This window comes from Catellatospora paridis, from assembly GCF_009720365.1.
GTDB classification, from domain to species: domain Bacteria; phylum Actinomycetota; class Actinomycetes; order Mycobacteriales; family Micromonosporaceae; genus Catellatospora; species Catellatospora paridis.
Window position 1 is genome coordinate 30,673 of sequence record NZ_WBZD01000038.1, and the last position, 14,554, is coordinate 45,226.

Sequence of the window (14,554 nt, forward strand, 5' to 3'; positions counted from 1 at the left end):
GTCCACAGCCCTTGTCCACAGCTGACGGTGCTGGTAGAGGGCCTGTGGACAACTCCCGGGCGGGTCAGCCGCCGTGGACCAGCCGGCCGGCCACCCAGGTCAGCTCGGCGCGCGCGGCCCCGATCTCCGAGGGCGGCCCCGCGAACGGATCCCGGTCGAGCACGGTCAGGTCCGCGCGCAGGCCCGGCGCGATGCGTCCGGCGTCGTCGAAGTGGTTCACGTACGCCGAGCCGGTGGTGTACGCCGCCAGCGCCGAGTCCAGATCGATCGCCTGCTCGGGGCCCAGCGGCGGCTCGTCGAACCGGTAGCCGACCCGGTTCACCGCCACGTGGATCGCGCGCATCGGGTCGGGGTCGGACACCGGCCAGTCGCTGCCAGCGGCCAGCCGGCCCCCGGCGGTCTGCACCGCTCCGAACGGGTACTGCCAGGTGGTGCGCTCCGGTCCGAGGAACGGGATGGTCAGCTCGTCCATCGCCGGTTCGTGCGCGGCCCACAGCGCCTGCATGGTGACGGTCAGCCCGAGCCGGCCGAAGCGCGGCACGTCGGCAGGGTGCACGACCTGCACGTGGGCCACGTGGTGGCGCAGCGGCGAGCCCGCGACCGGCCGCACCGCGTCCAGCACCTCGCGGGTGGCGCGATCGCCGATGGCGTGGAAGTGGACCTGGAAACCGGCCGCGTCCAGTGCCGACACCACCTCGGTCAGGTGCGCCGGGTCGACCCGGGAGAAGCCGCGGCGGTCGGTGGCGCAGCCGCAGCCGTCCAGGTACGGCTCGATCATCGCGGCGGTGAAGTTCTCCGCCACCCCGTCCTGCATGATCTTCACGGTCTCGGCGCGGAAGTTCGGCCCGCCCGCGGTCCGCGCCCGCTCCCGGTGTGCCCGCAGCTCGTCGAGCTGCTCCAGGCCGCGCGACGGCTCCCACCACAGCGCGCCGCGCACCCGCGCGGTGAGCAGCCCCGCCGCGTCGGCGGCCAGGTACGCCTCGAACGGGTCCGGCCAGCCGCCGTAGTCGCCGAGGATCGCGTCCTGCCAGGCGGTCACGCCCAACGCGTGCAGCCGTGCCTGGGCCAGCAGCAGGGCCCGCCGGATCTCGGCCGCGTCCGGCCGCGGCGCGACCTCCCCGACCAGTTCCATCGCGCTCTCGTGCAGCACCCCGGTGGGCTCGCCGTCGGCGTCGCGCTCGATCCGACCGCCCTCGGGGTCGGCGGTGTCCCGGTCGATCCCGGCCAGCGCCAGCGCGCGGGAGTTGCACCAGGCGCTGTGCGCGTCGCGTACCGCGAGATAGACCGGGCGGTCCGGGACCACCCGGTCGAGCATGGCCCGGTCCGGCTGGCCGCCGCCGAAGGCGTCGTAGGACCAGCCCGCGCCCATCACCCACGTCTGGTCGGGATGCGCCCCGGCATACCGCGCGACCTCGCCCAGGTAGGCGGTCGCGTCATGCTGCTCGGTCAGCTCGCAGCGCAGCAGGTTCAACCCGGCGAAGACCGGGTGCACGTGTGCGTCCTGGAAGCCCGGCAGCAGCAGCCGGCCGGCCAGGTCGACCACCTCGGTACGCGCCGTGGCGAGCTCTCCCACCGCGTCGTCGGGGCCGACGGCGACGATCACGCCGTGGTCCACCGCCACGGCGGTCGCGCCCGGCGACCCGTACACGTTCCCGGAGCGAAGTACCAGATCCACACCTGAGACCTTAAGGTCAACACGTGATTGTCTCGGTGGGCAACGACGTCGTCCTGGTCGACCGCTTCGCACAGGCGCTGCGGCGCACCCCGCAACTGACCGAGCGCCTGTTCACCGAGGCCGAGCGCACCACGCGCAGCGGCAACCCGCGCTCGCCCGAATCGCTGGCGGCCCGGTTCGCGGCCAAGGAGGCCGTCGCCAAGGCGCTGGGCGCGCCGGCGGGCATGCAGTGGCACGACTGCGAGATCGTCGTCGACGCCGACGGCCGCCCCTGGCTGACCGTCTCCGGCACCGTCGCCGCGGTCGCCGCCGAGCGCGGCATCGAGCGCTGGCACCTGTCCCTGTCGCACGACGGCGGCATCGCCGCCGCCATGGTCATCGCCGAGGCGGGCCGGTGAGCGCGCCCCGCCCGGCTAGGTCGGCCGCTGCGGCAGGTGCCCGGCCCGCCACCGCGGCGGGTCGTGTCCAGGCCGGGTTCGGCGAACCGGCCGCACCGGGTTCGGCCACGGGCGGCGGGTGCGGCGGGCGACACTCAGACGAGCGGAACGGGGTCATCGCATGAGGTCGGTCTATCGCGTCGCGCAGGTGCGGGCCGCCGAGTCCGCGCTGATGGCGACGCTGCCCGCGGGCACGCTGATGCACCGCGCGGCCGCGGGGCTCGCCCGCCGCTGCGCGGTCACCCTGCGCGGGCACGGCGGGGTGTACGCCTCCCGGGTCGTGCTCCTGGTCGGCCCCGGTGACAACGGCGGTGACGCGCTGTTCGCCGGGGCGCTGCTCGCGCGGCAGGGTGTCCAGGTCGGCGCGCTGCTCAGCGATCCGGCCCGCGCGCACGCCGAGGGCCTGGCCGCGCTGCGCGGCGCGGGTGGCCGGGTGCTGACCGACTGGCCGAAGCGAATCGACCTGGTCGTCGACGGGCTGCTCGGCATCGGCGCGACCGGCGCGCTGCGCGGCACCGCGCTGACCCTCGCCGAGCAGCTCGCCGAGCTGGCCCCGCGCCCGCCCGTGATCGCGGTGGACGTGCCGTCCGGGGTCGCCGTGGACACCGGCGACGTGCCCGGTGTCGCGATCCGCGCCGACGTCACCGTCGCCTTCGGCTGCCTCAAACCCGCGCACGTGGTCGGGCCGGCCGCGGTGCAGGCCGGGCAGGTGGAACTCGTCGACATCGGGCTGGTCCCGCACCTGGTCGGCGACCCGGCGCTGCGCGTCGCCGACACCGCCGACATCGCCGCCTGGTGGCCGCACCCCGGGCCGATCTCGGACAAGTACACCCGTGGCGTCGTCGGCGTGGCGACCGGTTCGGCGGGCTATCCCGGTGCCGCCCTGCTCTCCCTGTCCGGCGCGCTGGCCGGGCCGGCCGGGCTGGTCCGGTATGCCGGGTCGGCGCACGAGCTGGTGGTGCCCGCGCACCCCAGCGTCATCGCCGCGCCGCGCGTGGCCGAGGCGGGCCGGGTGCAGGCCTGGGTCTGCGGCAGCGGGCTGGGCACCGACGAGCGGGCCGCGGGCGAGGTGCGCGCCGTGCTGGCCGCGCCGGTGCCCGCGCTGCTCGACGCCGACGCGATCACCCTGCTGGTCGACGGCTCGATGGCCGGCGAGCTGCGCCGTCGCGACGCGCCGACCGTGCTCACCCCGCACGACCGGGAGTACGCCCGGCTCGCCGGTGCGGACCCCGGCGACGACCGGGTCGCCGCCGCCCAGAAACTCGCCTCGTGGACCCGCTCGGTGGTGCTGCTCAAGGGCGACCGCACCGTCGTGGCCGGACCGTCCGGCGAAGCCTGGGTCAACCCGACCGGCACGCCGGTGCTGGCCACCGGGGGCACCGGCGACGTGCTGTCCGGCCTGCTCGGCTCCCTGCTCGCAGCCGGGCTGCCCGCGGTCCGCGCGGCGGTCGCGGCGGCCTACGTGCACGGCCTGGCCGGTCGCATCGCCGCCGAGTCCGGCCCGGTGACCGCCGTCGACGTGGCCGCCTCCCTCCGCGCCGCCGTCGCCTCCCTCACCCGCACCCCCACCGGCACCGCCCCCGTCCGCCCCACCTGACCGGGTGAGCCCACCAGCCGGTTCTGCAGTTTCGGGGAAACTGCACCTATCCAGACGCGAGTTCGTGCAGTTTCCCCGAAACTGCGAGCCCGACGCGAGTTATCCACAGGGGGTGGAGCGGGGGTTGGGGTTTTGGGGCAGGGTGTGCGGGTGACTCGGAGTCCGCGGCGGCCGCGTGAGCTTGTCAACAGGATCTTCTTGGCGCAGGAGGCCCTTGAGCGTCCACACGACTGATATCGAATCCGCCGAGCTGCTGACCCATGGCGGGCTGCGGGTCACTTCTCCGCTGCGTACCTGCTGGGATCTGGCGCAGTGGTGCGAACTCGCCGAAGCCGTCGCGCACATCGACTCGCTGCTCGGCAAGGGCGTGGTCAAACCGGCGGAGCTGGAACGGTATGCGCTGGCTCGCGCCGGTCGGCGGGGTGGGAAGCGGTTTGCCCGCGCGGTCGGCTTCGCCGACCCGGGTGCCGAGTCGCCACCGGAGTCCCGGACACGGATCGCTCTGGTGCTGGCCGGGATGCCACGACCGGTCACCCAACACGTCGTCGAAGACCGCGGCCGCTTCGTCGCACGCGTCGACCTGGCCTGGCCGCAGTATCGCGTCGCGGTCGAGTACGACGGTGTGTGGCATGCGGAGGCGGGGCAGTTCCACCGCGACCGGCAGCGACTCAACCGCCTGGTCGGGCAGGACGGGATCGTCCTGCGCCTCACCGCTCAACGCCTACGCGACGACCTCGACGGCTTCACCGTCGAGGTCCGTGCCGCCCTCCGCTCCCGCGGCTGGCGCGCCCGCTGACCCCGTACCTCGGTGTCCCTTGCACTTTCAGGGAAAGTGCAGCTACGAGCCGCTGGATTCGTGCAGTTTCCCCGAAACTGCAGAGCCGTCACGGCGGGGCGCGCGGGTCAGGCGTGGGTGGCGGTGGCCTCGTCGAGGGTGGTGATGCGGGTGGGCCAGTCGCCGTGGTGGGGGATGAGGTCGATGGTGCGGGCGTCGTCGTCGCGGCGGTCGATGCGGACCTCGAGGTAGGCGTCGGCGAGTTGTTCGACCATGCCCTCGCCCCACTCGACCAGGGTCACCGAGTCCTCGACCGACGCGTCCAGGTCGAGGTCGTCGACCTGGGCGCGGGGGTCGGTGACGTTGCCCAGCCGGTACGCGTCCACGTGCACCATCGGCACCGTGCCGCCCGCGGCCGGGTCCGGGCGGTGCACCCGGGCGATGACGAACGTCGGCGAGGTGACGTCGCCCAGCACCCGCAGCCCGCGCCCGATGCCCTGGGCCAGCGCGGTCTTGCCGGCGCCGAGCGGGCCGCTCAGCACGAGGAGGTCACCGGGGCGCAGCACGGCGGCCAGCCGTACGCCGAAGTCGCGGGTGTCGTCGACGGTCTTGAGGATCACAGCAGCTCCAGCTCGTCCAGGAACGTGATGAGGGCCTGGTTGACCTCGTCGGCGTGCTCCAGCATCACCACGTGGCCGCTGTCGGGGATCAGCACCAGCTTCGCGTGCGGCAGCAGCCGGCAGATCTCCTCGGAGTGGGACACCGGCGTGATCAGGTCGGCGTCGCCGACGACGACCATGACGGGCACCTGGTTCAGGGCGCGCAGGGCCGGGTAGCGGGCGTGGCTGTTGATGGTGCGCAGGTAGCGGGCGACGGTCTCGGTGGTGGTGCGCGAGTTCATCTGCTCCACGTACGACACGAGCGCGGCGCTGGGCTTGTCGCCGCCGAAGCCGTACCGCCGGGTCAGCAGCCAGGCGAGGTCGGTGCTGGCCTGCCGGGCCTTGTCGATCATCGGGCCGGTGAACCGGGCCGCGCCGGTGAGCAGGGCGAGCAGCGGGCCGCTGGTGCGGTTGAGGATGTCGGGCAGGTTGCCGTAGCTGACGCCGTCGAGCTGGCCGCCGGAGGTGGAGATGAGCACAGCCCCGGCGACGCGGTCGGCGAACAGCTCGGGGTGCTGCTCGGCGCAGGCCATGATGGCCATGCCGCCCATCGAGTGGCCGACCAGGACGATCGGGCCGACCGGGGTGGTGGCCTTGATGACGTCGTAGAGGGCGTCGCCGAGCGCGGGCAGCTCGTACTCGCCCTCGTGCAGTGCGCTGGACAGGCCGTGGCCCGGCTGGTCGTAGAAGACCATCCGGTGCTCGCCGAGGGCATCCAGGGCCTTGCGCTGGAAGTGGAAGGTGCCCTGGTCGAGGCAGAAGCCGTGGACGAAGATGATGGTCGGCTCGGGCGGGCCGGGCTTGCCGAACTCGACCGCGATCCCGTCCACCGGCTCGACGATCTCCACGTGCAGCTGTACGCCGTCGTCGGTGGTGACGGTCATCGTCTCGTCGTAGGGCAGGCGGCCGAAGGGCTCGTCGGCGAACGGGTCGGTGTCCTGGCGGCGGGTGCGCTTGACGACCAGGCGCTCGACGGCGACGCCCGCGGCGACACCGGCCGCCGCGACGCCGATGACCGCGCCGATCAGCCCGGCCTTGCGGCGCGTGCCCGCCACCGGTTTGTCCTTGGCCACGGCCTTGTCCTCGGCCACCGCGTCGCTCACGAGATCACCCCGTCGATGTGCCTGCCGTGCCCGGCCGGGTGCGGCCGCAGGTGACGCTCGCTCACGCGGCATCACCGCGGTAGATCCGCGGTACCCGGGTGCTGCCGAAGCGCGTCACGATCTCGTAGTTGATGGTGCCGACGGCCTCGGCCCAGTCGTCGGCGGTGGGCTCGCCGTCGTCGCCGGGCCCGAACAGCACCACCTCGTCGCCCTCGGCGACCTCGGCGTCGCCGACGTCGACCACGAACTGGTCCATGCAGACCCGCCCGGCGACGGTGTACCGGCCGCCGTTGAGCTGCACCGGGCCCAGGTTGGAGGCGTGCCGCGGCACACCGTCGGCGTAGCCGAGCGGCACCAGCGCGACGGTGGACGCCCGCTGCGTGACGTAGGTGTGCCCGTAGGAGACGCCCTGGCCGGCGGGCACGCGTTTGGCCAGCAGCACCCGGGCGCGGGCGGTCATCGCCGGGCGCAGCGCGGCGCGCACCGCGGGATCGTCCAGCGGCGACAGGCCGTACACGGCGATGCCGGGGCGGACCAGGTCGAAGTGGGTGTCGGGCCGGGTGAGCGTCGCCGCGGAGTTGGCCATGTGACGCAGTTGCGGCTCGACGCCGAGGCGCTTGGCGACGTCGAGGGCGTCGGCGAAGCCGGCCAGCTGGCGGTCGACGGTCTCGTGACCGGGGGCGTCGGCGCAGGCGAAGTGGCTCCACACGCCGATGACTTCGGCGTAGCCGTCGGCCTGGGCCTTGCCCGCGGCCTCGACGAGCTGCGGCCACTCGGGCGCGGCCGCGCCGCTGCGGGACAGCCCGGTGTCGATTTTGAGGTGGATCCGCGCGGCCCGTCCGGCCTCGCGTGCTCCGGCGGTCACCGCCGCGAGCTGCGACAGGCTGGCGACGCTGAGGTCCACGTCACACCCGATCGCCCGGCCGACCGGCTGGCCGGGCAGCCACAGCCAGGCCAGCACCGGAGTGGCCAGGCCCGCGTCGCGCAGCCCGAACGCCTCGTCCAGGGTGCAGACGCCGAGCCAGGTCGCGCCGCCGGACAGCGCGGCCCGCGCCGAGGCGACCATGCCGTGCCCGTAGCCGTCGGCCTTGACCACTGCCATGACCTCGGCAGGCGTGTTCGACCGCAGCGTGCGCACGTTGGCACGGATCGCGTCGAGGTCCACCACGACCTGGGACTGAGCGTCGGCCTGCCACATGAGTCCCAGCCTACCCAGCAGTACGCCGCGGACCCCCGAGGGTCGTGCTCCGGTCCCACGTGGTGCCGCGGCGAAGGCGCGCGGCGCGTTCCGGAAAGCCGATCGAGAACCCGTGCCGCCGACACGCGCGCCCCGGCGCTGTCGCGCCGCACCGGGGGACACGCCACGGGCCGGGCACAGGTTCATGATCATCAGGGTGCCGAGGGCGGCACAGTAGGGTGGGGGGCGTGTTGGTGCTGGTGTTGGATACCGCTACGCCTGCGGTGACGGCGGCGTTGGCCGAGGTCCAGTCGTCCGGGCACGCCGTGTTGGCGCAGCGGGCGACGGTGGACGGTCGTGCGCACGGGGAGCTGCTCGCTCCGCAGATCGACGCGCTGCTGGCCGAGGCCGGGGTCAAACCCCGCGACCTCGCCGCGGTGGTCGCCGGAGTCGGGCCGGGCCCGTTCACCGGGCTGCGCGTCGGGCTGGTCACCGCGGCCTCGCTGACCATGGCGCTGAACATCCCCGCGTACGGCGTCTGCGCGCTGGACGCGCTCGGCCTGCGCACCGCGGGCCGGGCGCTGGTGGCGACCGACGCGCGGCGGCGCGAGGTCTACTGGGCGGTGTACGCCGACGGCAGCCCGCTGACCGGCCCCGCCGTGGACAAGCCCGCCGACGTCGCGCCGCGGCTGGCGGAGTTCGCGGTGACCGCCGCGGTCGGCGAGGGCGCGGCGAAGTACGCCGACGTGCTCGGCCTGCCCGCCGGTGCGGCGCTCTACCCGGAGCCGTCGGCGATCGTGGAACTCGCCGCGCAGCGCGTGCGCGACGGCGCCCCGAGTGAGCCGCTGACGCCGCTCTACCTGCGCCGGCCGGACGCGGTCGAGCCGTCCGCCCGCAAGCCCGCGCTGTCCGCGAGCGAGCGATGAAGATCGAGCGGCTGCGCTGGTGGCAGATCGAGGATCTGCTGCCGGTCGAGGCCGACCTGTTCGGCGCGGAGGCGTGGACCGCGGCGATGTTCTGGAACGAGCTGGCCAACGGCCACCACTACCTGATCGCCACCGAGGACGACGGCACCGTGCTCGGTTACGCCGGTCTGGCCGTGGGCCAGGGCGAGGGCTGGGTCAACAACATCGCGGTGCGCCGGGACGCGCAGCGGCGCGGCATCGGCCGGGCGCTGCTGGAGGCGCTGCTGGCCGAGGGCCGCCGACACCAGGTCAAGCAGGTGCTGCTGGAGGTCGCCGCGGACAACGCGCCCGCGCAGCGGCTGTATGCCGGCTACGGCTTCGAGGTGATCGGCATCCGCAAGGGCTACTACCAGCCGAGCAACACCGACGCACTGGTGATGCGGCGGGAGGAGCCGTGAGCGAGCGCAGCGAGCGAACCGGATGGCTCCGGCAGCCTCATGCCGCCGACGAGCGCAGCGAGGAGAAGGCATGAGCGAGGAGAAGGCGTGAGCACCAGCGAACCCCTGGTTCTGGGGATCGAGAGCAGCTGCGACGAGACCGGCGTGGGCATCGTGCGGGGGCACACCCTGCTGGCCGACGCGCTGGCGTCGAGCGTGGACGAGCACGCCCGCTTCGGCGGGGTGGTGCCGGAGGTGGCCAGCCGCGCGCACCTGCAGGCGCTGGTGCCGACGCTGCACCGGGCGCTGGACGAGGCCGGGGTGACCCTGGCCGACATCGACGCCATCGCCGTCACCGCCGGGCCAGGCCTGGCCGGGGCGCTGCTGGTCGGCGTAGCCGGGGCCAAGGGCCTGGCGCTGGCCACCGAGAAGCCGATCTACGGCGTGAACCACCTCGCGGCCCACGTCGCGGTGGACACCCTGGAGCACGGCCCGCTGCCGGAGCCGGCGATCGCGCTGCTGGTCTCGGGCGGGCACTCGTCGCTGCTGCGGGTCGACGACCTGGCCCGCGGGGTGACCCCGCTGGGCGCGACCATCGACGACGCGGCCGGTGAGGCCTTCGACAAGGTGGCCCGGCTGCTGGGCATGCCGTTCCCGGGCGGCCCGCCGATCGACCGGGCGGCCCGCGACGGCGACCCGCTGGCGATCACCTTCCCGCGCGGCCTGACCGGGCCGAAAGACCTGGTCGAGCACCGGTTCGACTTCTCCTTCTCGGGGCTGAAGACGGCCGTGGCGCGCTGGGTCGAGGCGCGGGAGCGTTCGGGCGAGCCGGTGCCGGTCAACGACGTGGCGGCAAGCTTCCAGAACGCGGTCTGCGACGTGCTGACCCGCAAGGCCATCGACGCCTGCCGGACCCAGGGCATCGAGACCCTGGTCATCGGTGGCGGCGTGGCGGCCAACTCGCGGCTGAAGGCGATGGCGGCCGAGCGCGCGGCCCAGTACGGCATCACCGTGCGGGTGCCGCGGCCCAAGCTGTGCACCGACAACGGGGCCATGGTGGCGGCGCTCGGCGCGCATCTGGTCGCCGCCGGAAACGCACCGTCCAAGCTGGACTTCGCGGCCGACTCCGCGATGCCGCTCACGCTTGTCGGGGTGTAACTTTGCCCGGTGCTGAGGGCGACGACGTGATCGTGCGTATGTGGGAGGTGCGCGCGTATCCGCGTACCTTCACGGATCTGCTGACCTGGGTCTGCGACGAGGCGGTGCCGCGGCTGGAGGTCGAGCCGCTGCACATCGCGAGCGAGGTGTTCTCCTCCACCGACCTGCGCGTCGTGGTGATCTCCCGCTGGCGCGGCGACCCCCGCCCCCTCGCCGACCCCCCGGACGGCCTCGCCGCCCGCTCCCCCCACATCTGGGACTTCACCCCCGTCGACCGCTGACCCGATCCCCGCACCGCTCCCCGCGGAGATCGCTGTTTGGTGTCAAGAACTGCGGTGTCACCGCAGGAAGCGACACCAAACGCCGATCTTGAAAAGGCGGCGGCGTGGCGCGCGGCCGGTGGTGGCGCGGGCGGTGACGATGAGGGTCACCCCCTGGTCACGTGGGAGTGCGCATGGTCTCTCGGCGGGGTGTGCTGGTGGGTGGCGGCGCCGTGGTCGTTGCCGGACTGTTCGGGCGGCCGGCGAGCGCGACGGGTCCCGCGGCCGATCCGTTCACGCTGGGGGTGGCCTCGGGGGATCCGTCCCCGGACGGCTTCGTGATCTGGACCAGGCTGGCGGTGGCGCCGATGGCCGAGGACGGCCGCGGGGGCATGGCCGACCAGGCGTACGAGGTCTGGTGGCAGGTCGCCCACGACGACCGCTTCACCCGGCTCGCCGCGTCCGGCATGAGCTGGGCGGAGCCGTCCTGGGCGCACAGCGTGCACGTCGAGCCGAGGGGCCTGGAGCCCGGCCGGGAGTACTTCTACCGCTTCGGCGTGGACCGCTGGACCTCACCCGTCGGACGCACCCGCACCGCGCCGGCCCGTGCCTCGCTGCCGACGGCCCTCGGGCTGGCGTTCCTGTCCTGCGCGCAGTACGAGCACGGTTTCTTCACCGGCTACCGCCGGATCGCGGAGTCCGAACCGGAGCTGATCGTGCACCTGGGCGACTACGTGTACGAGTACGCGGCCCGCGTCTACAACGCGCCGAGCGGCAACGTGCGCGACCACGCGGGCCCGGAGACCCAGACGCTGGCGCACTACCGGCAGCGGTTCGCGCAGTACAAGCTGGACCCGGATCTGCAGGCGGCGCACGCGGTCGCGCCATGGGCGGTGGTTTTCGACGACCACGAGGTCGACAACAACTGGGCGGGCCCGGTGCCCGAGCGGCCGAACCCGCGCTTCGACGCGCGCCGCACCGCGGCGATGCGGGCGTACTGGGAGAACATGCCGCTGCGTAACGCCCGGCAGCCGCGCGGCACGGCGCTGCCGCTGCACCGCCGGGTGCGCTGGGGCAGCCTGGCCACCTTCCACCTGCTCGACACTCGGCAGTACCGCGACGACCAGGGCTGCGGCGACGGCTACCGGGACTGCCCGGCGGCGTCCGACCCGGCCCGCTCCATCCTCGGCGCGGCGCAGGAGAAGTGGCTGCTTGACGGGTTCCGGCGCAGCGGCGCCACCTGGGACGTCCTGGCCCAGCAGGTCTTCTTCGCGCAGCGCGACCGGGATCCGGGGCCGGTCCTGAGCACGAGCCAGGACGCCTGGGACGGGTACGCGGCCTCGCGGCAGCGGGTGGTGCAGGGCTGGCTCGACGCGAAGGTGCGCAACGCGGTCGTGCTCACCGGGGACGTGCACGCGCACTGGGCGGCCGACGTGAAGCTGGACTTCGCCGACCCGCACGCGCCGGTGGTGGGCTCGGAGCTGATCTGCACCTCGCTGACCACGGGCGGCGACGGGCTCGACTCGGACCCGGCGACGCACCCGTTCCTGGCCCACAACAAGCACCTGCACCTGTACAACGGTCAGCGCGGCTACGTGCGGGCCACCGTACGGCCCGCCGAGCTGACCGCGGACTTCATGACCCTGCCGTACGTGCACCGCGCCGGAGCACCCGCCCAGCGCAAGGCAGGCTTCGTGATCGCGGACGGGGTGCCCGGCCTCCAGCGGCGTTACCTGCGTCCGTTCAACGGGCCGCAGGGGCTGTCGCCGCAGGAGCAGGCGGACCGGACGGTGTGGGCGGAAACCGAGCGCCCGTGACGATTTACGGGCCGTGCGGAGGTGCCGTGAGCGTCCGGTACTCCGGTAACCTCTGCGCGTGCTGGACATCCGGAGGACGCGTCGGCGGGGCGCGATCCTGTTCGACCTCTACCAGACCCTGATCCCGGATCGGACGTCGGCGCAGCGCGACGAGGTCAGCCGACGGATGGCCGGGGCGCTGGGCGTGGATCCGGACCGGTTCGCCACCCTGTTTCGGGGCACGATGCACGCCCGCATGCGCGGCGAGTTCGGCACGCTGGGCGAGACCATCCGCACGCTGGCCTACCGGCTGGGCGGCGAGCCGACGGACACGGGCGTGCGTTTCGCGGAGGTGGCCCGGCTGCGGTTCACCCGCGAGCTGCTCTGGCCCTCGGCCGCCGTGCTGTCGGTGCTGGACGGGCTGCGCGCGGCGGGGCACCCCCTGGGGCTGGTCACCAACTGCTCGACGGAGACCGTGACGCTGTGGCGGGAGCAGCCGCTGGCACCGCGCTTCGACGTCGCGGGCTTCTCCTGCCTGCTCGGGGTGACCAAGCCCGACCCGGTGCTGTTCCTCAAGGTCTGCGGCGATCTGGGGGTCACGCCGCAGGAGTGCGTCTTCGTCGGCGACGGGCACGGGGGCGAGCTGGCGGCCGCCGCGGCGCTGGGCATGCGGGTGGTGCGCACGGTCGAGCACGCGGACAGCGATCCGCACTGGACCGGGGAGACCATCCACCGTCTGGGTGACCTGCCAGGGCTGCTGGCTGCCTGAATGCCGGGAAAACCGCTGGCGTTCGGCAGGGCGGCCTAGTAAGGTCACCCCCGCTATGCGTTCCTTACCTCTGGCCGATCCCGGCACCCCCGACAGCAGGTCAGCCTTCCGATATCTGTGGTGGCTGGCCTCGCACCAGTTCCGGACCATCGGCTTCGGCATGTTCTTCGGCATCACCTGGATGCTGGTGGGCGCGCTGATACCCATGGTCATCGGCAAGGCGATCGACGCCGGCATCACCACCAAGGACACCTCCGCCCTGGCCCGCTGGGCTGGGGCGTTCCTGCTGCTGGGGCTGGTGCAGGCGGGCAGCGGCATCATGCGCCACCGCAACGCGGTGTTCAACTGGATGTCGGCGAACTTCCGCACCGTGCAGGCAGTGGTGCGGCACACCAACCAGCTCGGCGCGACGCTGCCCAAGCGCATGGCCACCGGCGAGGTCGTCGCCATCGGCGCCGCCGACACCAGCCACATCGGCAACGCGCTCGACATCACCGCGCGCGGCGCGGCCGCGATCGTCAGCCTGATCACCGTCACCGTCATCCTGCTCACCGCGTCGGTCAAGCTCGGCCTGGTGGTCCTGCTCGGCGTGCCCGTGCAGATGGCGGTGGTGAGCCTGCTCATCAAACCGCTGCACCGCCGTCAGCAGGCGTATCGCGACCAGCAGGGCGCGCTCACCGGTCGAGCCGTGGACATCGTCGCCGGCCTGCGCGTGCTGCGCGGCATCGGTGGCGAGCAGGTCTTCGCCGACCGCTACCGGACCCAGTCGCAGCAGCTGCGCGAGGCCGGGGTGCGGGCGGCGCGCATCGACTCCCTGCTGGAGTCGATCCAGGTGCTGATGCCCGGACTGTTCCTGGCCCTGGTCACCTGGCTCGGCGCGCGGCTCGCGGTCGCCGGCGAGATCGGACCGGGTGACCTGGCGGCCTTCTACGGATATGCCGCGTTCCTGGTCATGCCGATGCGCACGCTGGCGGAGATGCTGGAGAAGATGACGCGCGGCCACGTCTCGGCGGGCCGGGTGCTCAAGGTGCTGCGGCTGGAACCGGAGATCACCGCCCCGGCGTCACCGCGGCCGCTGCCCGAGCACGGCGCGCTGGTGGACGTGAAGTCCGGCCTGTCCCTGCGGCCGGGCGTGCTGACCGTGCTGGCCGCGGACCGGCCCGAGGACGCCATCGAGATCGCCGACCGGCTCGGCCGCTACGCCGAGGGCGAGGTGACTCTCGGGGGAGTGCCGCTGTCGGCCGCGACCCGGGACGAGGTGCGGGCGCGCATCCTGGTCGCCGACAACAACGCCCGGCTGTTCAGCGGCCTGCTGCGCGAGGAGCTGGACCCGACCGGGGCGGCCGGTGACGAGCAGATCCTGGCGGCGCTGCGCGCGGCCAGCGCCGAGGAGGTCCTCGACGCGCTGCCGGACGGGCTCGCCGCGTTCGTCGCCGAGCGGGGGCGGGAGTTCTCCGGCGGGCAGCAGCAGCGCTTGCGGCTGGCCCGCGCGCTGCTGGCCGACGCGCCGATCCTGATCATGGTCGAGCCGACCAGCGCCGTCGACGCGCACACCGAGGCCCGCATCGCGCGCCGCATCGGCCCTGCCCGCCGGGGCCGCACCACACTGCTCGCCAGCACCAGCCCGCTGCTGCTGGACCAGGCCGATCACGTCGTCTTCGTCGACGACGGCAAGGTCATCGCCGAGGGCGCCCACCGCGAGCTGCTGGCGGCCGAGCCCCGCTACCGCGCCGTCGTGACAAGGAGCGTGGACGCGTGAGCGAGCGAACCAGGACGCAGCAGACTCAGGCCGCCGACGAGCGCAGC

Annotated in this window: 14 protein-coding genes; 10 read left to right on the top strand and 4 right to left on the bottom strand. The window is 73.7% G+C overall.

What is annotated here, in order from left to right; all coding sequences use genetic code 11:
• Positions 1–64: 64 nt before the first annotated feature.
• A complete protein-coding gene (locus F9C41_RS36340; RefSeq protein ID WP_155391390.1) occupies positions 65–1,675 on the bottom strand; it encodes an amidohydrolase in 1,611 nt (536 codons plus the stop codon).
• A gap of 23 nt (positions 1,676–1,698) precedes the next feature.
• Here F9C41_RS36340 and F9C41_RS36345 point away from each other — a divergent pair, with 23 nt between their 5' ends.
• The 3 genes from F9C41_RS36345 (at position 1,699) to F9C41_RS36355 (ending at position 4,505) form a co-directional block, all read left to right on the top strand.
• The gene (locus F9C41_RS36345; protein ID WP_155391391.1) at positions 1,699–2,073 is read left to right on the top strand and encodes a holo-ACP synthase; all 375 of its coding nucleotides are present in this window, start codon (positions 1,699–1,701) and stop codon (positions 2,071–2,073) included.
• A gap of 160 nt (positions 2,074–2,233) precedes the next feature.
• Positions 2,234–3,709 (top strand): NAD(P)H-hydrate dehydratase, encoded by a 1,476-nt coding sequence (locus tag F9C41_RS36350; RefSeq protein WP_155391392.1) that lies wholly within the window; start codon positions 2,234–2,236, stop codon positions 3,707–3,709.
• A 214-nt stretch (positions 3,710–3,923) separates the two neighbouring features.
• The gene (locus tag F9C41_RS36355) at positions 3,924–4,505 is read left to right on the top strand and encodes an endonuclease domain-containing protein (protein ID WP_155391393.1); all 582 of its coding nucleotides are present in this window, start codon (positions 3,924–3,926) and stop codon (positions 4,503–4,505) included.
• 107 nt (positions 4,506–4,612) lie between these two features.
• Here the strand turns inward: F9C41_RS36355 and tsaE are convergent, their stop codons facing one another.
• From tsaE to alr, 3 genes are all read right to left on the bottom strand, one after another.
• Positions 4,613–5,104: a tRNA (adenosine(37)-N6)-threonylcarbamoyltransferase complex ATPase subunit type 1 TsaE gene (gene tsaE / locus F9C41_RS36360; RefSeq protein ID WP_155391394.1), complete on the bottom strand. Its 492-nt coding sequence runs from the start codon at positions 5,102–5,104 to the stop codon at positions 4,613–4,615.
• On the bottom strand, positions 5,101–6,216 hold the full coding sequence (locus F9C41_RS36365) for an alpha/beta fold hydrolase (RefSeq protein ID WP_230690291.1): 1,116 nt from the start codon (positions 6,214–6,216) through the stop codon (positions 5,101–5,103). Before F9C41_RS36365 ends, tsaE begins: the two co-directional genes overlap by 4 nt.
• A gap of 91 nt (positions 6,217–6,307) precedes the next feature.
• Positions 6,308–7,444, bottom strand: coding sequence for an alanine racemase (gene alr / locus F9C41_RS36370; protein WP_155391396.1), 1,137 nt, complete (start codon positions 7,442–7,444; stop codon positions 6,308–6,310).
• Positions 7,445–7,671: 227 nt separating this feature from the next.
• Here alr and tsaB point away from each other — a divergent pair, with 227 nt between their 5' ends.
• The 7 genes from tsaB to F9C41_RS36405 all read left to right on the top strand — a co-directional run bounded on the left by tsaB (position 7,672) and on the right by F9C41_RS36405 (position 14,507).
• Positions 7,672–8,349: a tRNA (adenosine(37)-N6)-threonylcarbamoyltransferase complex dimerization subunit type 1 TsaB gene (tsaB, locus tag F9C41_RS36375; protein ID WP_155391397.1), complete on the top strand. Its 678-nt coding sequence runs from the start codon at positions 7,672–7,674 to the stop codon at positions 8,347–8,349.
• Entirely contained in the window at positions 8,346–8,786 is a 441-nt protein-coding gene (rimI, locus tag F9C41_RS36380) for a ribosomal protein S18-alanine N-acetyltransferase (RefSeq protein ID WP_155391398.1), read from the top strand. The genes tsaB and rimI overlap by 4 nt, the downstream gene beginning before the upstream one ends.
• Positions 8,787–8,873: 87 nt before the next feature.
• Positions 8,874–9,923, top strand: coding sequence for a tRNA (adenosine(37)-N6)-threonylcarbamoyltransferase complex transferase subunit TsaD (gene tsaD, locus F9C41_RS36385; protein WP_230690274.1), 1,050 nt, complete (start codon positions 8,874–8,876; stop codon positions 9,921–9,923).
• 26 nt (positions 9,924–9,949) lie between these two features.
• Positions 9,950–10,204 (top strand): hypothetical protein, encoded by a 255-nt coding sequence (locus F9C41_RS36390; RefSeq protein ID WP_155391495.1) that lies wholly within the window; start codon positions 9,950–9,952, stop codon positions 10,202–10,204.
• Between the two features lie 173 nt (positions 10,205–10,377).
• Positions 10,378–12,000, top strand: coding sequence for an alkaline phosphatase D family protein (locus tag F9C41_RS36395; RefSeq protein WP_155391400.1), 1,623 nt, complete (start codon positions 10,378–10,380; stop codon positions 11,998–12,000).
• Positions 12,001–12,058: 58 nt separating this feature from the next.
• A complete protein-coding gene (locus F9C41_RS36400; protein WP_155391401.1) occupies positions 12,059–12,748 on the top strand; it encodes an HAD family hydrolase in 690 nt (229 codons plus the stop codon).
• 55 nt (positions 12,749–12,803) lie between these two features.
• On the top strand, positions 12,804–14,507 hold the full coding sequence (locus F9C41_RS36405) for an ABC transporter ATP-binding protein (protein ID WP_155391402.1): 1,704 nt from the start codon (positions 12,804–12,806) through the stop codon (positions 14,505–14,507).
• The last annotated feature ends 47 nt before the right edge of the window (positions 14,508–14,554 follow it).

Excerpts from the sequence above, each read along its gene's own strand:
- F9C41_RS36350 (WP_155391392.1), top strand. The coding sequence starts at position 2,234 with ATGAGGTCGGTCTATCGCGTCGCGCAGGTGCGGGCCGCCGAGTCCGCG.
- alr (WP_155391396.1), bottom strand. The coding sequence starts at position 7,444 with ATGTGGCAGGCCGACGCTCAGTCCCAGGTCGTGGTGGACCTCGACGCG.
- rimI (WP_155391398.1), top strand. The coding sequence starts at position 8,346 with ATGAAGATCGAGCGGCTGCGCTGGTGGCAGATCGAGGATCTGCTGCCG.
- F9C41_RS36395 (WP_155391400.1), top strand. The coding sequence starts at position 10,378 with ATGGTCTCTCGGCGGGGTGTGCTGGTGGGTGGCGGCGCCGTGGTCGTT.
- F9C41_RS36405 (WP_155391402.1), top strand. The coding sequence starts at position 12,804 with ATGCGTTCCTTACCTCTGGCCGATCCCGGCACCCCCGACAGCAGGTCA.